This window comes from Ensifer adhaerens, from assembly GCF_001270265.1.
In the GTDB taxonomy this organism is placed as follows: Bacteria; Pseudomonadota; Alphaproteobacteria; order Rhizobiales; family Rhizobiaceae; genus Ensifer; species Ensifer adhaerens_B.
The window spans coordinates 760,748-780,968 of sequence record NZ_LGAP01000001.1; the positions used below are offsets into that span (position 1 = coordinate 760,748).

At 60.6% G+C, this 20,221-nt stretch carries 20 protein-coding genes and 1 pseudogene; 10 read left to right on the forward strand and 11 right to left on the reverse strand.

Annotated elements, in window-relative coordinates; translation table 11 throughout:
- Positions 1-48 precede the first annotated feature (48 nt).
- The 3 genes from AC244_RS03710 (at position 49) to AC244_RS03720 (ending at position 2,998) form a co-directional block, all read left to right on the forward strand.
- On the forward strand, positions 49-1,209 hold the full coding sequence (locus AC244_RS03710; RefSeq protein ID WP_053247421.1) for a D-alanyl-D-alanine carboxypeptidase family protein: 1,161 nt from the start codon (positions 49-51) through the stop codon (positions 1,207-1,209).
- Positions 1,210-1,289: 80 nt separating this feature from the next.
- Positions 1,290-1,970, forward strand: a complete 681-nt coding sequence (gene tmk, locus AC244_RS03715) for a dTMP kinase (protein WP_053247422.1) — start codon at positions 1,290-1,292, stop codon at positions 1,968-1,970.
- Positions 1,967-2,998 (forward strand): DNA polymerase III subunit delta', encoded by a 1,032-nt coding sequence (locus AC244_RS03720; RefSeq protein ID WP_053247423.1) that lies wholly within the window; start codon positions 1,967-1,969, stop codon positions 2,996-2,998. The genes tmk and AC244_RS03720 overlap by 4 nt, the downstream gene beginning before the upstream one ends.
- On the opposite strand, the gene AC244_RS03725 is transcribed toward AC244_RS03720, so the two are convergent.
- The gene (locus AC244_RS03725; protein WP_053247424.1) at positions 2,993-3,298 is read right to left on the reverse strand and encodes a pyrophosphatase; all 306 of its coding nucleotides are present in this window, start codon (positions 3,296-3,298) and stop codon (positions 2,993-2,995) included. The two genes, AC244_RS03720 and AC244_RS03725, sit on opposite strands and share 6 nt — an antisense overlap.
- A 179-nt stretch (positions 3,299-3,477) precedes the next feature.
- On the opposite strand from AC244_RS03725, the gene metG reads away from it, so the two are divergent.
- From metG to AC244_RS03740, 3 genes are read left to right on the forward strand one after another with little or no spacing between them, the layout of a single operon-like run.
- Entirely contained in the window at positions 3,478-5,031 is a 1,554-nt protein-coding gene (gene metG / locus AC244_RS03730) for a methionine--tRNA ligase (protein WP_053247425.1), read from the forward strand.
- 12 nt (positions 5,032-5,043) lie between these two features.
- Positions 5,044-5,823 (forward strand): TatD family hydrolase, encoded by a 780-nt coding sequence (locus AC244_RS03735; protein ID WP_053247426.1) that lies wholly within the window; start codon positions 5,044-5,046, stop codon positions 5,821-5,823.
- Between the two features lies 1 nt (position 5,824).
- On the forward strand, positions 5,825-6,661 hold the full coding sequence (locus tag AC244_RS03740; RefSeq protein WP_053247427.1) for an MBL fold metallo-hydrolase: 837 nt from the start codon (positions 5,825-5,827) through the stop codon (positions 6,659-6,661).
- Between the two features lie 34 nt (positions 6,662-6,695).
- On the opposite strand, the gene AC244_RS03745 is transcribed toward AC244_RS03740, so the two are convergent.
- Positions 6,696-7,643 carry a phosphoribosylaminoimidazolesuccinocarboxamide synthase gene (locus AC244_RS03745; protein ID WP_053247670.1) on the reverse strand — a complete coding sequence of 316 codons (948 nt, stop codon included), beginning with the start codon at positions 7,641-7,643 and terminating at the stop codon, positions 6,696-6,698.
- A gap of 233 nt (positions 7,644-7,876) precedes the next feature.
- On the opposite strand from AC244_RS03745, the pseudogene AC244_RS03750 reads away from it, so the two are divergent.
- Positions 7,877-8,886 (forward strand): annotated as a pseudogene (locus AC244_RS03750) (IS30 family transposase).
- Between the two features lie 116 nt (positions 8,887-9,002).
- Positions 9,003-10,376: an ISNCY family transposase gene (locus AC244_RS03755; RefSeq protein ID WP_053247428.1), complete on the forward strand. Its 1,374-nt coding sequence runs from the start codon at positions 9,003-9,005 to the stop codon at positions 10,374-10,376.
- 521 nt (positions 10,377-10,897) lie between these two features.
- Here AC244_RS03755 and AC244_RS37910 read toward each other — a convergent pair.
- Positions 10,898-11,368 (reverse strand): hypothetical protein, encoded by a 471-nt coding sequence (locus AC244_RS37910; RefSeq protein ID WP_053247429.1) that lies wholly within the window; start codon positions 11,366-11,368, stop codon positions 10,898-10,900.
- A gap of 231 nt (positions 11,369-11,599) precedes the next feature.
- Positions 11,600-11,938, reverse strand: coding sequence for a hypothetical protein (locus tag AC244_RS03765; RefSeq protein WP_053247430.1), 339 nt, complete (start codon positions 11,936-11,938; stop codon positions 11,600-11,602).
- 391 nt (positions 11,939-12,329) lie between these two features.
- Here AC244_RS03765 and AC244_RS03770 point away from each other — a divergent pair, with 391 nt between their 5' ends.
- Positions 12,330-12,752 (forward strand): DUF4864 domain-containing protein, encoded by a 423-nt coding sequence (locus tag AC244_RS03770; protein ID WP_053247431.1) that lies wholly within the window; start codon positions 12,330-12,332, stop codon positions 12,750-12,752.
- A gap of 13 nt (positions 12,753-12,765) precedes the next feature.
- Here AC244_RS03770 and tgt read toward each other — a convergent pair whose 3' ends face one another.
- From tgt to coaD, 5 genes are all read right to left on the reverse strand, one after another.
- A complete protein-coding gene (tgt, locus tag AC244_RS03775) occupies positions 12,766-13,896 on the reverse strand; it encodes a tRNA guanosine(34) transglycosylase Tgt (protein WP_053247432.1) in 1,131 nt (376 codons plus the stop codon).
- Entirely contained in the window at positions 13,897-14,979 is a 1,083-nt protein-coding gene (queA, locus tag AC244_RS03780; protein ID WP_053247433.1) for a tRNA preQ1(34) S-adenosylmethionine ribosyltransferase-isomerase QueA, read from the reverse strand.
- A gap of 76 nt (positions 14,980-15,055) precedes the next feature.
- Positions 15,056-15,565, reverse strand: coding sequence for a peptidylprolyl isomerase (locus AC244_RS03785; protein WP_025427068.1), 510 nt, complete (start codon positions 15,563-15,565; stop codon positions 15,056-15,058).
- A 22-nt stretch (positions 15,566-15,587) separates the two neighbouring features.
- A complete protein-coding gene (locus tag AC244_RS03790; protein ID WP_053247434.1) occupies positions 15,588-16,160 on the reverse strand; it encodes a peptidylprolyl isomerase in 573 nt (190 codons plus the stop codon).
- A gap of 35 nt (positions 16,161-16,195) precedes the next feature.
- Positions 16,196-16,690, reverse strand: coding sequence for a pantetheine-phosphate adenylyltransferase (gene coaD / locus AC244_RS03795; RefSeq protein ID WP_053247435.1), 495 nt, complete (start codon positions 16,688-16,690; stop codon positions 16,196-16,198).
- A gap of 361 nt (positions 16,691-17,051) precedes the next feature.
- Here coaD and AC244_RS38565 point away from each other — a divergent pair, with 361 nt between their 5' ends.
- Positions 17,052-17,180: a hypothetical protein gene (locus AC244_RS38565; RefSeq protein WP_268750757.1), complete on the forward strand. Its 129-nt coding sequence runs from the start codon at positions 17,052-17,054 to the stop codon at positions 17,178-17,180.
- A gap of 153 nt (positions 17,181-17,333) precedes the next feature.
- On the opposite strand, the gene AC244_RS03800 is transcribed toward AC244_RS38565, so the two are convergent.
- Together AC244_RS03800 and AC244_RS03805 are read right to left on the reverse strand one after the other, a co-directional pair.
- On the reverse strand, positions 17,334-18,731 hold the full coding sequence (locus tag AC244_RS03800) for an MATE family efflux transporter (protein ID WP_053247671.1): 1,398 nt from the start codon (positions 18,729-18,731) through the stop codon (positions 17,334-17,336).
- 149 nt (positions 18,732-18,880) lie between these two features.
- Positions 18,881-20,173 carry a TCR/Tet family MFS transporter gene (locus AC244_RS03805; RefSeq protein WP_053247436.1) on the reverse strand — a complete coding sequence of 431 codons (1,293 nt, stop codon included), beginning with the start codon at positions 20,171-20,173 and terminating at the stop codon, positions 18,881-18,883.
- Positions 20,174-20,221 lie beyond the last annotated feature (48 nt).

Genomic DNA, 20,221 nt, shown 5'->3' on the forward strand with positions numbered 1-20,221 from the left:
TGCCATTCTGACGACGCTGCTATGCCCAATGGGAAACCGGAGTTTCCCATGCGCTTGAAGATGCTTTCGGTCGCGTTCGGATGTGCGGCTTTGCTCGCGGGTGCCGCGGCGGCCCAGACGCAGCCGACGGCGTTCGACACCAAGGCGAAGCAGATTCTGCTGGTGGATGCCGAAACCGGCTCCGTCTTGTTTTCCCGCGCCGAGAACGAGCCGATTCCGCCCGCCTCGCTTGCCAAGTTGATGACGATGGAGGTGGTCGCGGAGGCGATCGCAAAAGGCGAGATTTCGGCCGATACTGTCTACGACGTTTCCGAGCACGCATGGCGCACCGGCGGCGCGCCGTCTGGGACCTCGACGATGTTTGCTGCGTTGAAGTCACGCATCCGCGTGGCCGATTTACTCCAGGGGGTGGCCGTTCAGCTCGCCAATGATGCCTGCATTATCCTCGGCGAGGGGATGGCTGGCAGTGAAACAGCCTTTGCCGAAAAGATGACGGCCCGCGCCCGCGAGCTCGGCATGCCCATTGCTACTTTCCGCAATGCCACCGGTCTGCCTGATCCGCAAAACCGGATCACCATGAGTGAACTGGTGACGCTGACCCGCCATCTGCACGAGGCGCATCCCGATCTCTATCGGCTCTACTCTCAGCCCGAATTCGAGTGGAACAAGATCCTTCAGCGCAACAAGAACCCGTTGATCGCGGCCAAAGTCGGCGTCGACGGCCTCGCCACGGGGTTTGCTGAGGGCTACGGCTTTTCGCTGGCGGCATCGATGCAGCGTGGCGATCGCCGCGTCTATCTCGCAATGGGCGGGCTGGAGACGGATAAGGAGCGCACCGAGGAGAGCCGCAAGGTGTTCGACTGGGCGATGACGGCGTTCGAAAAGCGGCGGATCTTTGCCGACGGCGAAGCGATCGGCGAGGCCAGCGTTTATGGCGGCGCAACCTCCCATGTGGCGCTCGTGGCCGGCGGCCCAGTCGATGTGCTGTTGCCGGTCAACAACCCGGAGCGCCTGACGGCCCGTGTCGTCTACAAATGGCCGCTGCGCGCACCGGTAGAGGCTGGTGCCGAGGTTGGCGTGGTGCGGCTTTGGAACGGCGAGCGGTTGCTGCGCGAGGTTCCGGTCAAGACAGCCGGGGCGGTGGGCCAAGGCACTCTGGCGAGCCGCGCGCTCGACGCCCTGCAGGAACTGCTCTTCTTCTGGCTGTAACAAAACCGGTGCTGACGGTTTCATCGGCTGGACCAATCGGCTAAACAGAGCCAAATCGCATGCCGATATAGGAAAGCACTGTGCCGCTGGCAAAAGGTCTGTTTGTAACATTCGAGGGCGGGGAAGGGGCCGGCAAGTCGACTCAGTTGCGCCTGCTCGCCGATTCTCTGCGCGCGCTCGGCCGTGAGGTGCTGACGACGCGTGAGCCGGGTGGATCGGTCGGGGCCGAAGCGGTGCGCCATGTGCTGCTTTCGGGAGCGGCCGAAGCGTTCGGTGTACGAATGGAGGCCATCCTGTTTGCTGCGGCGCGCAGCGACCATGTCGAGGAGGTCATTCGGCCGGCGCTGGCTAAGGGAACCATCGTGCTCTGCGACCGGTTCATGGACTCGTCGCGCGTATATCAGGGTATTACCGGCAATCTGGAGCCGGCCTTCGTCGAGACGCTGGAGCGGGTTGCCATCAACGGCGTCGTTCCGGACCGAACGGTGATTTTCGATCTGCCGGCGACTATCGGTCTTGAGCGCGCCCAACGCCGTGCGGGAGACGACAGTCCGGATCGTTTCGAGAAGGAAGAGCTGGAGACGCATGAAAAGCGCCGCGAGGCCTTCCTCGATATCGCAAACGCTGATCCGGACAGGTGCCGTGTCATCGACGCGACGCAGTCTGCCGAGGCGATTGCTGCGGAGGTGCTCGGGCTTGTCGAAAGCTTGCTTGCCAATGCCGAAGTGTCCGCGCCTTCGAACGCGGGATCCACACCATGACGACAGAAGCGCCAGGGGTGCTTGAAGGGGCAATCGCGCCGGTGCAGAACAGCCGGCTGTTTGGCCACGAGCAGGCGGAAGCATTTCTGGCGCAGAGCTACCGATCGGGCAAGGGGCACCACGCCATTCTCATCGAAGGGCCGGAGGGCATCGGTAAGGCTACGCTTGCGTTTCGCTTCGCCAGCCACATCCTCAATCACCCGGATCCAGCGAACGCGCCCGAAAGGCTTGAGGATCCCGACCCCGCATCGAACGTCGGGCGGCAGTTGGCCTCCGGCGCATCGCACAACCTTTTGCATCTGTCACGACCGGTCGACGAGAAGACGGGCAGGGTGAAGGGCGCGATCACCGTGGACGAGGTGCGGAGAGCCGGCAAATTCTTTGCGCAGACATCAGGGACCGGCAACTGGCGCATCGTTATCATCGACCCGGCCGACGATCTCAACCGCAACGCGGCCAATGCCATCCTGAAAATTCTCGAGGAACCGCCGCGTCGATCGCTGTTCCTGGTACTGACACACGCGCCGGGTAAGTTGCTGCCGACGATCCGTTCGCGCTGCCTGCCGCTGCGGCTGAAGCCGTTGGAGCCGCCAGCGCTGCGCCAGGCGCTCGATCATCTCGGCTTCGATCTTGAGAGCGAAAATGCGACACGCGTTCTGGCCGCTGCCAATGGCAGCGTCGCGGAGGCCCTGAAGCTCATCAATTACGGCGGTCTCGAGATTGCCGCGACGTTCGAGGCGATCCTCGCAGGGCAAGGGCCGGCGATCCGCAAAGACATGCACAAGCTTGCGGACGTTCTTTCTGCAAAGGACAGCGAAACGATCTTCGATTTCTTCACGTCACTGCTGACAGGCCGGCTCATGCGCGAAGCCCGCGATGCGGCCGTTGCCGGAGATATCATGCGCGCCGAGCGTTTCGCCCGGCTTTCAACCACGACCGGGGAGCGTCTCACGGTCAGCGACGCCTATAATCTCGATCGCAAGCAAACCATTCTTTCGCTGCTGGACGATGTCAAGGCAGCGCTATAGCTCGACCTGAAACTTCCATTTGCGCTTGATTGCCGCGACGAGATCCAGATCGTGATGGTGGGCGAAAAGCAGCACGTGACCCAGCAGGTCCGCAGCTTCGTCCGCCATATCGGTCTGCAATTCGTCTTCTGATTTTCCATGCCGCCTGCCGCGGCCGGTGCGTTTGTTCCAGGCCTGGGTTAGCTCGCCGATTTCCTCCTGCATCTTGAGCATGAACCAGTCCGCATCCCGCTCGATGCCGTTGTCTTCGGCGTAGCGGGCCGATGCCGCTTCAAATTGACGTTCAAGCTGGCGCAACATGGCGATTCCCTTGCGTTTGTTTCCTGTTTGTTCTAATGCTGCATTCGCTCCGGCACAAGCGGGGATGGATGTCGACCAGCGCTTTCTGTGCGGGCTTTTCTCCCATCTCCCGGTTCCTTCCTTGCGGCGTATGCGCTAAGAGCGTCGGTAGCTTCATCCGAGATAGATTGAATCCGCCTATGAGAGACACGTCCCCCTTTTACATCACCACCGCGATTTCCTACCCGAACGGCAAGCCGCACATCGGCCACGCCTATGAACTGATCGCAACGGATGCAATGGCGCGCTACCAGCGCCTGGACGGACGTGACGTATTCTTCCTGACGGGCACGGACGAACACGGCCAGAAGATGCAGCAGACGGCTCGCCGCGAAGGCGTGACGCCGCAGGAACTTGCCGACCGGAACTCCTCGGAGTTCCAGAAGATGGCCGTGCTTCTGAACGCATCGAATGACGACTTCATCCGCACCACCGAGAAGCGCCACCACAAGGCGTCGCAGGACATCTGGATCCGCATGGGCGAGGCGGGTGACCTCTACAAGGATTCCTATGCCGGCTGGTATTCCGTGCGCGACGAAGCCTACTACCAGGAGAACGAGACCGAGTTGCGCGCCGACGGCGTGCGCTACGGGCCGCAGGGTACGCCCGTCGAATGGGTGGAGGAGCAGAGCTACTTCTTCAAGCTGTCGGAGTATCAGGACAGGCTGCTGAAGCACTACGAGGAGAACCCTGATTTCATCGGCCCGGCCGAGCGCCGCAATGAGGTGATCTCCTTCGTGAAGTCGGGCCTCAAGGACCTGTCGGTTTCGCGCACGACCTTCGATTGGGGTATCAAGGTGCCGAACGATCCTGGCCACGTCATGTATGTCTGGGTAGACGCGCTCACCAACTACCTCACCGCAACTGGCTATCTCGACAATCCGCAGGGCCCGCGCGCGAAATTCTGGCCGGCGAACATCCACATCATTGGCAAGGACATCATCCGTTTCCACGCGGTCTATTGGCCCGCCTTCCTGATGTCGGCCGGCCTGCTTTTGCCCAAGCGCGTCTTCGCCCACGGCTTCCTGCTCAACAAGGGCGAGAAAATGTCGAAGTCGCTCGGCAACGTCGTCGATCCGTTCAATCTTGTCGAGCATTTCGGTCTCGACCAGATTCGCTACTTCTTCCTGCGCGAGGTTTCCTTCGGCCAGGACGGAAGCTACAGCGAGGAGGGGATCGCAACCCGCATCAACTCCGATCTTGCCAACGGTATCGGCAATCTGGCGAGCCGTTCTCTGTCGATGATCGTCAAGAACTGTGACGGCCAGATTCCGGTCTGCGGCGCGTTGAGTGATGAAGACAAGGCGATGCTGGCCGCTGCCGACGCGCTGCATGAGATCACGCGCGACGAAATGGGCAAGCAGATGATCCACCGCGCTCTTGCCGCGATCATCGCGGTCGTTTCGGAGACGGATCGTTATTTCGCCGGTCAGGAGCCCTGGGCGCTGAAAAAGACCGATCCGGCGCGCATGGCAACCGTTCTTTATGTTACTGCAGAAGTCGTGCGCCAGATCGCCATCCTGCTGCAGCCCTTCATGCCGGAATCGTCAGGAAAGCTGCTCGACCTGGTGGCTGCACCGGCCGACAAGCGCGACTTTGCCGCACTCGGCGAGGCGGGCCGCCTCGTCTCTGGAACGCCGCTGGAAGCCCCGAAGCCGGTCTTCCCGCGTTACGTCGCGCCGGAAGCGCAATAGGGCACGATCAGCATGCTTATCGATACGCATTGCCATCTGGATTTCCCCGACTTCGAGGCCGAGCGCGACGCCATCATCGAGCGTGCGCGTGCGGCCGGCGTCGGCCAGATGATCACGATCTCCACCCGCGTGAAGCGGTTCGACACGATCCTTGCGATCGCCGAGGCGTATCCGAACGTCTTCTGTTCCGTCGGTACGCATCCGCACAATGCTGATGAAGAGCTGGATATCACCGTAGACGATCTCATCCGGCTTTCGGCGCACCCGAAGGTGGTGGCGATCGGCGAGGCGGGTCTCGACTACTTCTACGACAACGCACCGCGCGACGCTCAGGCTGAAGGCCTGCGCCGGCACATCGCCGCAGCGCGCCAAACCGGTTTGCCGCTTGTCATTCACAGCCGCTCGGCCGATGACGACATGGCTGCGATCCTGACCGAGGAGACGGGGAAAGGGGTCTTCCCCTTCCTACTGCATTGCTTTTCGTCGGGTCCGGAACTGGCACGCGTCGGCGTCGAGCTCGGTGGCTACGTTTCCTTCTCCGGCATTCTGACGTTTCCGAAATCGGAGGAACTGCGCGAGATCGCCAAGACGGTTCCGCATGATCGGATGATCGTCGAGACGGACGCGCCCTATCTTGCGCCCAAGCCATTCCGCGGCAAGCGCAACGAGCCCGCCTATGTGGCGCACACGGCGCAAGTTCTAGCCGACACGATCGGGGTGACAAAGGACGAGATCGCATCGCTCACCACCGAAAATGCCTTCCGTATCTTCTCGAAGATGCCGAGGCTCTGACGTGGCACTCAGGCGCGCCTTCACCATTCTCGGCTGCGGTTCGTCGCCTGGCGTGCCGCGTATTACCGGTGATTGGGGCGCCTGTGATCCCACAAATCCGAAGAACCGCCGCATGCGCGCCGCCTTGCTGGTGGAACAGATTGCTCCAGACGGCGGCAAGACGACTGTGGTCATCGATACCGGCCCAGACTTTCGTGCGCAGATGGTGGCGGCAAATGTCCACCACATCGACGCTGTGCTTTACACGCATGCGCATGCGGATCATCTGCATGGCATAGATGACCTGCGCGGTTTCGTCATTGAAAACAGGAAGCGCGTACCGATCTGGGCCGATGCCTTCACGATGGGCCGGATTCGCGAAGGGTTTCATTACTGCCTGGAATCGCCACCCGGAAGCGGCTATCCGCCGATCGTCGATGGACACATAATCGCTGAAGATCTATCGCCGGTGGTCATTACAGGGGCAGGCGGTCCGATCACATTCGAGCCCTTGATGCAGTTTCACGGCAATATTCATTCACTCGGATTTCGCGTTGGCGATTTCGCCTATTGCAGCGATGTCAGCGACTTTCCGCCGGAAACGATCGGCAAACTTGATGGTCTCGATCTTCTGGTGCTCGATACGCTGCAGTACAAGTTTCACCCGAGCCATCTGTCGCTGGTGCAATCTCTCAGCTGGATCGAACGGCTGCGTCCGAAAAGAGCCGTGCTCACACACATGCATGTGCCGCTCGACTACGACACCGTCCAGGGCGAAACACCCGACCATGTCGAACCGGCTTACGACCTGATGCGGCTCGAGTTCGAGGTCGACGTCCCCGTGCTCGGCGACGCCTGAATTTCACAGGGTTCGAAATATCTAATATACGGCACTATTTCGAGAAATAAGGCGCCAGGTTCTTACGGATGCGCTCCAGAACGGTGCCACCTGAAAGGTTCGGAACGAACGTCCGCCCGGTGATCTTCTCATAGGCTTCGATGTAGACGGCCGAGGTCTGCTCGACGAGCTCTCTCGGGATTTCCGGGACCGGGTCCTTATAGGGGTCGCAACGTTCGGTGACCCAGGCGCGCACGAAATCCTTGTCGAAACTTTTCGGCCGTTCGCCGTTTTCGAAGCTCTGCTGGTAGCTGTCGGCGATCCAGTAGCGGCTGCTGTCGGGCGTGTGGATCTCGTCGGCAAGGATGATGGTTCCATCCTTGTCGGTGCCGAACTCGTACTTCGTATCGACGAGGATAAGGCCGCGTTCGGCGGCACGCGCCTGGCCGCGCGCAAATAGCGCCAGCGCATAGCTCCAAACGGTATCGAGCTGCTCTCTCGTCAGGAGGCCTTGCTCGAGAATTTCGTCGGCCGAAAGCGGCTCGTCGTGGCCGCCGTCGAAAGCCTTGCTAGTTGGCGTGATGATCGCTTGGGGAAGCCTTTGATTGTCGCGCAGACCGTCGGGCAAACGGATGCCGTACATGTCGCGCTCGCCATTGCGATATTTCGTCAGGATCGAGGTGCTGGTAGTACCGGCGAGATAGCCGCGCACGACGATTTCGACCGGCAGGATATCGAGCCGCTTGCCAATGACTACATTCGGGTCGGGATAGCCGATCACATGGTTCGGGCAGATGTCGGCGGTTTCTTCGAACCAGTAGCGCGCCGTCTGCGTCAGCACATGACCCTTGTGCGGAATGGAGGTCAGAATGATGTCGAAGGCGCTCAATCGGTCGGTCGCGATGATGATGCGTTCGCCGCCGGGCAGATCATAGTTTTCGCGCACTTTGCCATTGTAGCGGTTTGGCAGTTCTGGAATGAAAGCATCTGAAAGAACGCGCAATTCGCTCATCGCATCGGGCCTTGAAAAACGAGGTTTCGTCGCGAATGACTAAGCAGCCGGGGCCGGCTCGGTCAAGCTAAGAGTAGGCACAACACGCCCGAAACCGGTATTTGGGCCTATCGTATAGTTCCATAATCTATCTTATCTGATCAATTGATGTAGCCGGGTGGGTTCAAGGATGAAGTGCGACTTGCGATAGATACCAATGGGTTGTCACTCGCAAGGAATGGCTCATGAGACGTACCTACTCCCAAATCGATATGGATGAACGTCGTAGGATCGCCCGGTGGCGAGCGGCCGGCCTTAGTGCCACTGTTATCGCCGAGAAGCTTGGGCGGCATCGCTCGACGATTTTCCGGGAGCTCAGCCGCAATGCGTTCGACGATGCGCAAATGCCAGAGCTCAGTGGCTACTACTGTGTCACGGCCAACGAGATGGCGCGTGAGCGCAGAGCCAAGCTGCGCAAACTTGCTCGGTTTGCGCATGTGCGCCGATCGGTGATCGAGCGGATCATGCATGGCTGGTCGCCGCAGCAGATCGCCGGCCGCATGCGGCTGGAGCGTCATCCGATTTCCGTCAGCTACGAGACGATCTACAAATTTGCCTATTCTGCAGACGGCCAGGCCATCAAGCTATGGCGGCATCTTCCGGAACGGCGTGCGAGACGTCGGCCGCGACATGCCCGGCGACGCTACGGCCGCCGTTTCAGCCCGGAACTCAACATTCTCCACCGTCCGGACACCGTCGCCGAGCGCAAGCAGTTCGGTCATTGGGAGTGCGATCTCATTCAGTTTCGCAAGAAGTTCGGCAAGGCCAATGTGACGTCGCTGGTCGAGCGAGTCAGTCGCTTTGCCGTCTTCCTGCGCAACAACGACCGCCAGTCGCGACCGATCATGGACGGGGTGAGCAGGCGCTGCAGTCCCTGCCCCATCTCGCCCGTTGGTCGATTACCTTTGATCGTGGCACCGAATTCAGCGAATGGCCGTATCTCCAGGCTGGCATCGGAACGCAGACATGGTTCTGTGACCCGCAGTCGCCGTGGCAGAAAGGCACCGTTGAGAACACCAATCGCCGTGCTCGCAAATGGCTTTCGAGAGAAGTGGATCCTCTATCGATCACCGACGGTGACCTGAAGGACATTTGCGATCGGCTCAACTCGACGCCCCGAAAGTGCCTCGGCTATCGAACGCCCGCGGAAGTCTTCCGCAAGAAACTGCTCGCGCAAATGCGGCGTGTCGGTTAGCGTTGCACGCGCAAGTCGCAGTTCGGCGTGAACTCACACCGCAAAGTTAAAGTGTCCTGATCCTGCAAAGTTGGAATGTCACTCTCCCCGGGTTTTGATGACCTGGGAGATTGCGGATGGGATTGATTGCGATGAGCGAGCGTGATCTGCAGCGGATTGAGATTTTGTCGAAGGTAATCGCCGGGCGCATGACGTTGGTGTCGGCGGCGCATGTGCTTGAACTGAGCACCCGTCAGGTGCGTCGACTGCTGGATCGGATCAGCGCTGGCGGTGCGGCGTCGATCCGGCACAAGGCGATCGGCCGCCCATCGAACAATCGGATTTGTGACGGCGTGCGCGATTATGCGATGGCGATCGTGCGCGAGCGCTATGCGGACTTTGGTCCGACTCTGGCGGCCGAGAAGCTGGCGGAGCGCGATGGTCTGACGGTGTCGCGCGAGACCTTGCGCCAATGGATGGCGGAGGCCGGCCTGTGGTTGTCGCGCAAGCAGCGGCGGACGTTTCATCAGCCGCGGCTGCGGCGCGAGGCCTGTGGCGAGTTGGTACAGATTGACGGGTCAGAGCACCGCTGGTTTGAGGATCGCGGGCCACCGTGCTCGCTGCTGGTGTTCGTCGATGACGCTACCGGCAAGTTGATGCAGTTGCGGTTCGTGCGCTCGGAAAGTGCGTTCAGCTATTTTGAGGCGCTGGCGCTGTATCTCAAGGATCACGGGGCACCGGTCGCCTTTTATTCCGATAAGCATTCGGTGTTCCGGGTGGCGAAGAAGGATGCCAAGGGCGGTCAGGGCATGACGCAGTTCGGGCGTGCGCTTTGCGAGCTAAACATCGAGATTCTTTGTGCAAACTCCAGCCAGGCCAAAGGTCGCGTCGAGCGGATGAACCGGACGCTGCAAGATCGCCTGGTCAAGGAGTTAAGGCTGGCGGGCATCTGCGGTATGGATGACGGCAACGCTTTCCTGCCTGGCTTCATGCAGCGCTACAACGCGCGGTTTGCGATTGTCCCTGCCCGACCCGATGACCTGCACCGGCCGCTGAACCTTGCCCCGGATCGGCTGCGCGACGTCCTGTGCAAACGCGAGCAGCGCTATGTCGGATCGCAACTGACGTTTTCGTTCGAGCGCCAGCGCATCATGCTCGAAGAGACCGAGGTGACGCGCGGTTTGGCTGGTCGCTATGTCGAGACCTATGCCTATGCGGATGGTCGATTGAATGTGCGGTGGAAAGGCCATTCCCTGCCCTACCGGGCGTTTGACAAGGACCAGCGGGTGACGCATGCGGCGATCACCGAGAACAAGCGGCTCTCCGATGTGCTGGCCTATATCAAAGAATGTCAGAAGCAGCCGTCGAAGCCGGACGTGAAGACCAACAGCGAGAAGAATGGCTACAGGTCAAATGGCCGCAAGCCGGGTCGAAAGACGGATTTCCTCGCCGATCCAGCGGTAATTGCGCGGCGCGAGAAAGCACTTTCGCGGCTTGATGCTGCGGAATGAACTGTCGATCGCATCGTCCAAAGCTAAAGCCGAAAGGTGCGTCCCACCCGCCCCGATCTGCCCTTGCAACCCGGACCAACCGGTCAGATCGGGGCTGGTCGTCGTGCCGTAGGGCAGCTCAAATTGACATTTTAACTTTGCGCCAAAGCGGACAGTTCAACTCGGCTGCCACATTTGATGTAGCCGCAAAGTTAAAGTGTCCTGATCCTGCAAAGTTGGAATGTCACTCTCCCCGGGTTTTGATGACCTGGGAGATTCCAGTATGTCCCCTTGCTGTTCCCAGCGCCCGCTTGCCGAACGGCAACTCGATCGGCACCGCTCGACGATCTACCTTCAAGCGCAGCATTTTCCATGACCGGAGTTTCCCGAGGGCGCGGTTCGCTGCGGGACAATTGCCGATGACATCAGCAAGGGTCGGCGGCGATGGTTGCGCATGCTCAGATGTCATCCGCTGGTGGCGGCTGTGGAATAATTGCGTAGCAATCAACTAGGGTTCTGGCGCATCAGAAACGCTCAGGTCGCTATGCGGCTTCGAAGTCGACCCGAGCGTCCATGTAGGCTGACGGGCTGGGCTCGCGTTTCATCATCGTTTTTCGCCAAGCCTCTTGCTCGGCGTTTATCAGAGCTAATTCCCAAACACAGGCAATAACCGGTCTCTTTACAGTATCCATAGGTTCGGTGGCAGAATATAGCTTCCGATAGATATGCTGACAAAGCACCGAACCTTGAATCCACCAGTGAGCCGAGATGGAAACACCGAGCTCGCCAGGATGAATGATCACAAAGCCCAGGCCATTGTCATGCCCCTCGTCCGTCACACGTGGCAGGACGTCCTGTCGCACGAATGACTGCGCTAGGGTCACCATGGCGCTCTCGACTTCTTTGTCCTCGGCAACCAGGCCATAGGCTTTAAGCTTGAGGTCGCCAATGTCCCATTGGCCCAAATTTGAAACACGACGCGGATGATAGATCTCGATTGGTTCAGATTTCATAGGGCTCACTCCAATCGGTCATTCAAAGTTAAAGCCGGGAGGCTCGACTTAGCCGCCTTCGGGGCGGGCGGCGCAACCCAACCGGCTGAAACGCCCGATCAGGTGCGCCCTTAGTTGGGACAAGAGACGTCTCGACCCGATGCTTCTTCGAGATTGGATCGCACGGTTGCGGTAAGAGCGGGCGGCCCTGCCCGCTCGGCTCAACGTACTTCGATGGCCGGTCGGTCAGCATTAAGAAGGCATGCTCGCATGCGTTCTGCGTTCGCACGCCTGCCATTCCCTCATCGCCAGTGAAGACTTGTCGTACCGGCGTTGCGCCTGCAGAAGTGCAAGTGAGGTCGGGCCTAAGCTTGTTTCGGTCGCGTCGTCGTGTGCCTTTTTGGCTTCGTCATAAGCGATGCGTGCGGCTTCGTGGCTGTCCGCCAGCATTTGCGCGCCGCTCTTGCCCTCGATGTCGGCGATGTAATGCAGCATCTTGCCGTCAAGCTTGGTGTCATAGCCGACGACGAATTCGCCCTGTCCGAATTGCTTGCGGTTCTCGCGGATGGTTGCCGTCAAGGCAGTCGTCATTCGCTGTTTCTCCGCACAGCCGCGCCGCTCTATCCGGACGTATGTGCTTCATTGCGAATGGCGTCATGCCTTCACGGGAATCGGGAGTGAAGGCAACTATTAATTGCATTCGTTAACGAATGGCGAATGCGTCCGTTTCCGATCGTATGGTGGTAGGCAACATTGATCGGGATCCCACAGGGTGTTCTCAAGCCATAGTTGCGAATATCACTAAGTTATGATTTTTAAAGTCGTTTGTTCAAATGCGGCAGCTAGCACATTGAATAGACGCGATATTGGTGATCGGAGATCAAACGCGAATGTGGCCGACAGCGATCAAACCCATTTCCAGAACGCGCAAACGTCCTATGCTTTTCTGAGGTCGGCGAAAGCGTCTGGATGGAGATCGCTGATGATCAGGACATTTGCCATTGCCCTTGGTGTCGCAACGCAACTCGCAGCTGCCGGCTCCTGTTGGGCGGACGAACCCGTCGACACCGCGCGCTCGATCATCCAGGACCAGATCACGGCCTTCCTGAATGACGATGCTGACGCCGCCTACTCCTTCGCTTCGCCGGCGATACGCGGCAAGTTTCCTGATAAGACGGCCTTCTTCGACATGGTCAGGCGCGGCTACCAGCCGGTTTATCGGCCGGGCAATTTTGCCTTCGGCCGCTCCAAGGTGGTGGGCGACCAGGTCATTCAGGAGGTGCTGATCTCGGCGCCCGACGGCAAGGACTGGACGGCGGTCTACCAGTTGATGAAGCAGCCCGATGGCAGCTACAAGATCAATGGCGTCATGATGCTCCAGTCGGCGCCAGGGCCGGAGATCTGAACCGGCCCTGCCCTCAGAGCGGAGCCAGGTCCCCTCGCCGCCAGGTTTCCTGGGTCTCTGTTATGAAGTCGGTGAAGCGGCCCTCTTCGATCGCCAGGCGAATGTCGGACATCAGCTCCTGATAATAGGCGAGGTTGTTCCAGCTGAGCAGCATGCCGCCGAGCGATTCGTTCGAGCGGATCAGGTGGTGCAGATAGGCGCGCGAATAGTCGCGCGTCGCCGGGCATGAGGATTGTTCGTCGAGCGGCCGCATGTCTTCGGCATGGCGTGCATTGCGCAGGTTGATGCGGCCGTAGCGAGTGAACGCCAAGCCATGCCGTCCGGATCGGGTCGGCATGACGCAGTCGAACATATCGATGCCATGCGCGACTGACCTGAGGATATCGTCCGGCGTGCCGACGCCCATGAGATAGCGCGGCTTTTCCGCAGGCAGCACCGGGCACGTGATGTCGAGCATTCTGAGCATCACTTCCTGCGGCTCGCCGACGGCAAGCCCACCGACGGCATAGCCCTTGAGATCCAGTCCCTTAAGGGCTTCGGCCGAGCGCACGCGCAATTCTGGAATGTCGCCACCCTGAACGATGCCGAACATCGCCTTGCCCGGCTGGTCGCCGAAGGCCACCTTGCAGCGTTCCGCCCAGCGCAGCGACATTTCCATCGCGCGCTCGATCTCCTTGGGCTCGGCCGGCAAGGCCACACACTCGTCGAGCTGCATCTGGATATCGCTGTCGAGCAGACCCTGGATCTCGATCGACCGTTCCGGCGACATGTGGAAGAGAGCGCCGTCGACATGGCTCTTGAAGGTCACGCCCTGCTCGTCGAGCTTGCGGAGCCCGGCAAGCGACATCACCTGAAAACCGCCGCTGTCGGTGAGGATGGGCCCCTGCCAGCGGATGAGGTTGTGCAGGCCGCCAAGCCGCGCCACACGTTCGGCACCCGGGCGCAGCATCAAATGGTAGGTGTTGCCGAGGATGATATCGGCGCCAAGATCCTTGACCTGATCGAGATACATCGCCTTGACCGTGCCGACGGTACCGACCGGCATGAAGGCAGGCGTGCGAATGGTGCCGCGTGGCATGGAAACCTCGCCGCGGCGCGCCTTGCCGTCGGTTGCGTGCAGCTTGAACTGGAAGCTTTCGGTCATCTAGTCTTTCCGGAAAAGCAGGCTGGAATCGCCATAGGAGTAGAAGCGGTAGCCGGTCTCGATCGCATGCGCATAGGCCGCGCGCATCGTCTCCAACCCGCAGAAGGCCGAAACCAGCATGAACAGCGTCGATTTCGGCAGGTGAAAATTGGTCATCAGCATGTCGACGGCGCGGAAGCGGTAGCCAGGCGTGATGAAGATACCGGTCGGGCCGGACCAGGGATGAATGGCGCCGTTTTCGTCGGCAGCACTCTCGATCAGCCGCAGCGACGTGGTGCCGACGCAGACGATTCGGCCGCCTCTCGCCTTGACGGTGTTGAGGCGCTCAGCGGTCCTTGCGTCGACGTGACCGATCTCCTGATGCATCACGTGATCGTCGGTATCGTCGGCCTTGACGGGCAGGAATGTGCCTGCTCCGACATGCAGGGTCACGAAATGGCGCTCGATCCCCAGTTCGTTCAATTTGGAAAACAGCCGCTCGGTGAAATGCAGGCCGGCGGTCGGGGCGGCAACGGCGCCCTCTTCCCGGGCATAGACCGTCTGGTAGTCGGTGCGATCCTGCGCATCTTCAGCGCGCTTGGATGCGATGTACGGGGGCAAAGGAATATGACCGACGGCCATGATCGCTTCGTCGAGCAGCGGCCCGGCGAGATCGAAGCGCAGCATCACCTCGCCGGCGTCGCCCTTTTCCTCGACGGTCGCGTCGAGCGTGCCGAGCATGCAGCTATTGCCGCCATGGCCAAAGGCGATGCGGTCGCCGACCTTGAGGCGACGCGCCGGTCTGGCAAAGGCCTTCCAGCGATCGGGAGCGACCCGCATATGCAGGGTCAGCGAAACCGGGGTGGTGATTTCTTCGCCGCGTCGGCGAATGCCTTCGAGCTGCGCCGGAATGACCTTGGTGTCGTTGAACACCAGCGCGTCGCCCGGGCGCAGGAAGGACGGCAGGTCGAGCACGCCGTGATCCGTCAGGAGTTCCGGCGCCTGCGGATCGACGACGAGCATGCGGGCGCTGTCGCGCGGGTTTACGGGCCGCAACGCAATCGAGGTTTCCGGAAGGTCGAAGTCGAACAGGTCTACGCGCATGGATCGTTTCTGAAAAAAGCAAACCCGCCCCGGGGCCTTTCGGCGCGACCGGAGCGGGTTTGTGCATTAGCGCAAATCAGGCGTCGGCGGCAACCCGCATGGACACGATGGTGTCGGGATCACGCACCGGCTCGCCGCGCTTGATCTTGTCGATATTGTCCATGCCTTCGATGACCTGGCCCCAGACCGAGTATTGCTTGTTCAGCCACGGAGCATCGGTGAAGCAGATGAAGAACTGCGAATTGGCCGAGTTCGGCATCTGGCTGCGGGCCATCGAGCACGTGCCGCGAATGTGGCTGACGTTCGAGAATTCAGCGTTCAGGTCCGGCTTGGACGAGCCGCCCATGCCGGCACGCGACGGGTTGAAGTGCTCGCCGCCGGTCTTGCCGTATTGGACGTCGCCGGTCTGTGCCATGAAGTCCTCGATCACGCGGTGAAACACCACGCCGTCATAGGCGCCTTCGCGTGCCAGTTCCTTGATTCGGGCGACATGACCCGGAGCCACGTTCGGCATAAGCTCGATGACGACCTTGCCCTTGGTGGTCTCCATGATGATCGTGTTTTCCGGATCTTTGATCTCGGCCATGGGTTTTCTCCTTCTGTTGACTTTACTTGCCGACCTTGACGCTGATCATGCGGTCGGGATCGGCGACGGAGCCGTTGTTGGCGTCATCGCCGAGTTTGATCTTGTCGACGTTCTCCATGCCGGAGACGACCTTGCCGACGACCGTGTACTGGCCGTTGAGGAAGTCGCCCGGGGCAAACATGATGAAGAACTGCGAGTTGGCGCTGTTGGGATCCTGCGAACGGGCCATGCCGACCGTGCCGCGTTCGAACGGAACGTCGGAGAACTCGGCCGGCAGGTCCGGCTTGGAAGAGCCGCCCGTGCCCGCAGCCTGAGGCTGGAAGCCGTCTTCCATGTCGCCGTACTGCACGTCGCCGGTCTGCGCCATGAAGCCCTTGATGACGCGGTGGAAAGCGACGTTGTTGTATTCGCCGGCCGTTGCCAGCGCCTTGATCTGCTCGACGTGCTTCGGCGCAATGTCAGGGCGAAGCTCGACGACAACAGGGCCATCCTTCAGCGTGATCGTGAGCAAGTTGTCAGCCGACTGCGCAAGCGCGGTTCCCGTCCAGGAGGCAAGCGTGAGGGCACCGGCGAAAGCGAGGTGGAGGATTTTCATGGTTTCTCCCTGAGTGGTGAATGGAGTGTGGCGACTCAGGCCTTGCGTTTGGCCTGCAGCGCCGCGTGAACCGCCTTGGGCACGAAGGCACTGACGTCGCCGCCCATGGCCGCGATCTGGCGGACCAATGTGGCCGTAATGGGCCGCGATGCCGTGCCCGCCGGCAAAAACAAGGTCTGAACATCCGGCGCCATCTGCCGGTTCATGCCGGCCATCTGCATCTCGTAATCGAGGTCCGTGCCGTCGCGCAGGCCACGCACAAGCAGCTTTGCGCCGCTTTGCCGTGCAGCGTCGACCACGAGGTTGTCGAAGGCGACGACATCGATGTCGGAGGCGCGCTCGGGCAGAAACTCGAGCAGCGACTGGCGAATGAGGTCCGAGCGTTCGTCGAACGAAAAGAGTGGCGCCTTGCCCGGATGGATGCCGATCGCCACGATGACTTTGCGCGCTACGTTCAGCGCCTGAACAAGTACGTCGAGATGCCCGTTCGTCATCGGATCGAAGGAGCCGGGGTAGAATGCCGTCGTCATCGCACCTGTTTCCGTTTGGTGAAGCCTTTTGTCACGGACGGCGACGGATCGCAAGAGTTGTGCAGGAGGCCAAGCCTGTTCCCTGGGAAACAGCAGCGCCAAAGAAATGAATGCTAGATGAATTCCATGTTCAAGAGCGTTTCACATCGCAGACGGTAATGTGAAGCGAGAAAGAACGGAACCTTTTTGAAGATACTGCCGTTTAGGACCTGAAAGGATGACGGCTATGGGACTTGCTCTGTTTTCGATGACGATGTTTTTCGCAATGATATTTGCGACGATACATGCACTCCGCGACGAGTCCCGTGAACAACGTGACCGTTCAAGCAACCGCAAGATCTTCGGCTAAAGGGTACATGTCATGGCGACAGTCTTCATGGCCGCCGCGGCGGTAATCAGTTTTGTCTTTCTCGTGGATTTTGCCCGCACGATACGTGACCTCCAGCGCGATCGACTGGGCTCCAATGAGACTGGCGGGTTCAACGTTTAGAGACCTCCAGAAACCTCCCAGGAGTTTCGAGAAACTTCCTCCAGGAGTTTCGAAATAAGCGACCGCCCTTCTTCCCCTGAAGCGGTCGCCTTTGTAAGCCGGACGGCATCCCCTGCCCGTCCGGCTTTTTCTTTGGCTGAAACCTGGTTCTGGTTAGGCCGCGGTCACCTTGTGTGCGCGGATCATGCGGAAGAACCGCCAGTTCAGGAACAAGGCTGCAGCGGCAAGGCCGAGCACGAAGCCGAACCAGACGCCGATGCCGCCGAAGTTGAGCGGGAACGCGAAGGCCCAGGCGCACAGGAAGCCGATCGGCCAATAGGAGATCATTGCCAGAATCATCGGTACCTTGGTGTCCTTGAGGCCGCGAAGCATGCCGGCGGCAATCGCCTGCAACCCGTCCACCAGCTGGAATGCGCCGGCGATCACGATGAGCGGGGCGGCAAAGGCAAGCACCTGCGTCGCATCCGGCCGGTTGGTGTCGAGGTAAAGGGCGGCGAGCTGGCTCGGGAAAAGAGCGAAGATGGCGCTGCCGATAATCGCAAAGACGGATCCCAGCACCAGCGCCGAAATTGCCGCGCGCCGGACGCCGAGCATGTCGCCGCGGCCGTAGGCGAGACCGACGCGCACCGTTGCCGCCTGGGCAAGGCCCAGCGGGATCATGAAAGCGAGCGACGCGAACTGCAGAGCGATGCCGTGTGCCGCAAGCTCGATCGTGCCGATCGTTCCCATCAGCAGCGAGGCGACGGTGAACAGGCTGACTTCGGCAAGAATGGTCAACGAGATCGGGATGCCGAGATAAACGACTTCCCTGAATGCCGGCCAGTCCGGACGCCAGAAACGCACGAACAGCTCGTACTGGTTCAGTTCCGGTTTGCTCTTGATATAGGCGACGGTCAGCACGGTGCCGAGTACGGCCACGCCAAGGGCAGCGACGGCCGCGCCGAAGATGCCCAGCTGCGGGAAACCGAAGTGGCCATAGATCAGCACATAGCAAAGTGCCGCATTGAGGACCAGCGTGGCCAGGGTGACATAGAGAATGATGCCTGCCCGCTCCAGACCGCTGAGGAACGCGCGCAGCACCATGAAGATGAGGCCGGGGAAGATCGCCCATTGCGCGATGTGCAGATACTCGGCTGCGAGTGCCGCGACCTCCGGCTGCTGGCCGGCAAGCAGCAGGATCGGCTCCGCCAGCCAGAGTACGGGCGCCGTCAGCACGCCGTAGCAGAGCACGACCCAGAGACCCATGCGCACGGAGCGACGGACCGAGACCTTGTCGCCCCTGCCCTGGGCTTGCGCTGCCATCGGCACGACGGCGTTGGCGAAGCCGCTGCCGAAGATGTAAATGGTGAAGTACATCTGCGTCGCCAGGATGATCGCCGCCAACTGCGTGGCGCCAAGCTTGCCCACCATCAGGACGTCGGTCGTGTTGATCGCAAGTTGTGCCAGCTGCGCACCGATGAAGGGCACGCCCAGATAGAGGCTTGCACGATAGTGGGTGCGCCATGAATTGTCGGTTTGCACCGGGGTCGGGCTCGCATTGGCGGTCAGCATGACGGATTCCTGGATGTCGACGCAGCCGAAATGCCGCAGGGCAAAACGAAGGGAAGGATGACGGAAATAGAACACAGCCGGCCAAAGAGCCAGTGACAAAGCTCTGACTGCTCAATTTTTCATCCAAGGATCAAGAATATTGATGAATTTCAGTGCATCGCGCTGCGGTCGGAGTAGCGGGGTTCGACCATTGGCTCCGCGGGCTCGATATCTTCGGCCGCGACCGCGAGCCGCTTCGGCACTTTGAACCAGAACACCAGGAGCGCACCCACGACGAAGCAACTGGCGAGTGCATAGGGCGCGCCGGAAAAGGAGACGGTGGTGGTAGGCGCCGTGAAGTAGCCGAAGATCTGGGTGAAGATCAGCGGACCGATGATCGTCGTGATGCTGCCGATGCTGGTGAGCGCCCCCTGCAACTCGCCCTGGGCCGAGGGAGGCACATGGCCGGCGGCGATGCTGCGCAACGGCGGATCGGCGAGGCTTTCGAGCGCGGTGGCGATGATCACGGCATAGATCATCCAACCCTGCCATGCGGCGGCATAGCCGGCGGCACCGAGTGCCGTGAAGGTCAGGCCCAGGACGGCCGTCCGCCACTCGCCAAGCCGCGGCACCACGCGCGGCAGAACGAACGCCATCACAAGGGCGCCGCCGATGCCGAAGATGCCGAGCGACAGGCCGATCTCCCCTTCGCTCCAGCCGTAGCGGTAGGACGATACGAACGACCAGACCGACGGATAGACCGCGTGCGCCATCCAGAACAGGAAGAAGACCAGCCCGACCCAACCGATGCCGGGATAGTTGCGCATCTGCTTGAGCGCGCCGAGCGGATTGGCGCGCTGCCACTCGAAGCGGCGACGATGCGCCTTATCAAGCGTTTCCGGCAGCAGAAAAACACCGAGCACGAAGTTGATGAAGGAAAGGGCCGCCGCACCATAAAACGGCACGCGCGGCCCCAGTTCACCGAGCAGTCCGCCGATAACCGGACCCAGCGCAAAGCCGGATCCGAAGGCGATGCCGATCAGGCCGAAATTCTTGGCGCGGTTCCCGTCATGGCTGATGTCGGCAATGTAGGCGGAGGCGGTGCCGAAGCTCGCGCCGCTGATGCCGGCGAGCACCCGGCCGACGAACAACATCCAGTAGCTGGTCGCAAGGGCGCAGATCAGGTTGTCGATCGCGAAGGTGAGCACCGAGGCAAGCAGGATCGGCCGGCGCCCGAAACGGTCGCTGAGATTGCCGATGAAGGGCGCAAACAGGAACTGCATCGCGGCATAGACAAGCAGCAGCCAGCCACCGTCGATGGCCGCATCGCTGACATTGGCGCCGGTCAGTTCCTCGAGATAGGTGGGTAACACCGGAACGATGATAGCGATGCCGATGATGTCGAGAAACAGGATGAGAAAGACGAGGAACAGGCCGCGCCGCACGAACTTCTCGTCGAGCATGAAACTCTCCCTGGCGCCCTCCGTCGCCAGCGCGGAGACAGAACGTGA

Bases quoted from the DNA above. Each gene is read 5' to 3' on its own strand.
- AC244_RS03770 (WP_053247431.1), top strand. From the start codon at position 12,330: ATGATCAGGACATTTGCCATTGCCCTTGGTGTCGCAACGCAACTCGCA.
- metG (WP_053247425.1), top strand. From the start codon at position 3,478: ATGAGAGACACGTCCCCCTTTTACATCACCACCGCGATTTCCTACCCG.
- AC244_RS37910 (WP_053247429.1), bottom strand. From the start codon at position 11,368: ATGAAATCTGAACCAATCGAGATCTATCATCCGCGTCGTGTTTCAAAT.
- AC244_RS03765 (WP_053247430.1), bottom strand. From the start codon at position 11,938: ATGACGACTGCCTTGACGGCAACCATCCGCGAGAACCGCAAGCAATTC.
- coaD (WP_053247435.1), bottom strand. From the start codon at position 16,690: ATGACGACGGCATTCTACCCCGGCTCCTTCGATCCGATGACGAACGGG.
- AC244_RS03800 (WP_053247671.1), bottom strand. From the start codon at position 18,731: ATGCTGACCGCCAATGCGAGCCCGACCCCGGTGCAAACCGACAATTCA.
- AC244_RS03720 (WP_053247423.1), top strand. From the start codon at position 1,967: ATGACGACAGAAGCGCCAGGGGTGCTTGAAGGGGCAATCGCGCCGGTG.
- queA (WP_053247433.1), bottom strand. From the start codon at position 14,979: ATGCGCGTAGACCTGTTCGACTTCGACCTTCCGGAAACCTCGATTGCG.
- AC244_RS03710 (WP_053247421.1), top strand. From the start codon at position 49: ATGCGCTTGAAGATGCTTTCGGTCGCGTTCGGATGTGCGGCTTTGCTC.
- AC244_RS03755 (WP_053247428.1), top strand. From the start codon at position 9,003: ATGGGATTGATTGCGATGAGCGAGCGTGATCTGCAGCGGATTGAGATT.
- AC244_RS03785 (WP_025427068.1), bottom strand. From the start codon at position 15,565: ATGGCCGAGATCAAAGATCCGGAAAACACGATCATCATGGAGACCACC.
- AC244_RS38565 (WP_268750757.1), top strand. From the start codon at position 17,052: ATGGCGACAGTCTTCATGGCCGCCGCGGCGGTAATCAGTTTTGTCTTT.
- AC244_RS03790 (WP_053247434.1), bottom strand. From the start codon at position 16,160: ATGAAAATCCTCCACCTCGCTTTCGCCGGTGCCCTCACGCTTGCCTCC.
- AC244_RS03725 (WP_053247424.1), bottom strand. From the start codon at position 3,298: ATGTTGCGCCAGCTTGAACGTCAATTTGAAGCGGCATCGGCCCGCTAC.
- AC244_RS03805 (WP_053247436.1), bottom strand. From the start codon at position 20,173: ATGCTCGACGAGAAGTTCGTGCGGCGCGGCCTGTTCCTCGTCTTTCTC.
- AC244_RS03735 (WP_053247426.1), top strand. From the start codon at position 5,044: ATGCTTATCGATACGCATTGCCATCTGGATTTCCCCGACTTCGAGGCC.
- tgt (WP_053247432.1), bottom strand. From the start codon at position 13,896: ATGACCGAAAGCTTCCAGTTCAAGCTGCACGCAACCGACGGCAAGGCG.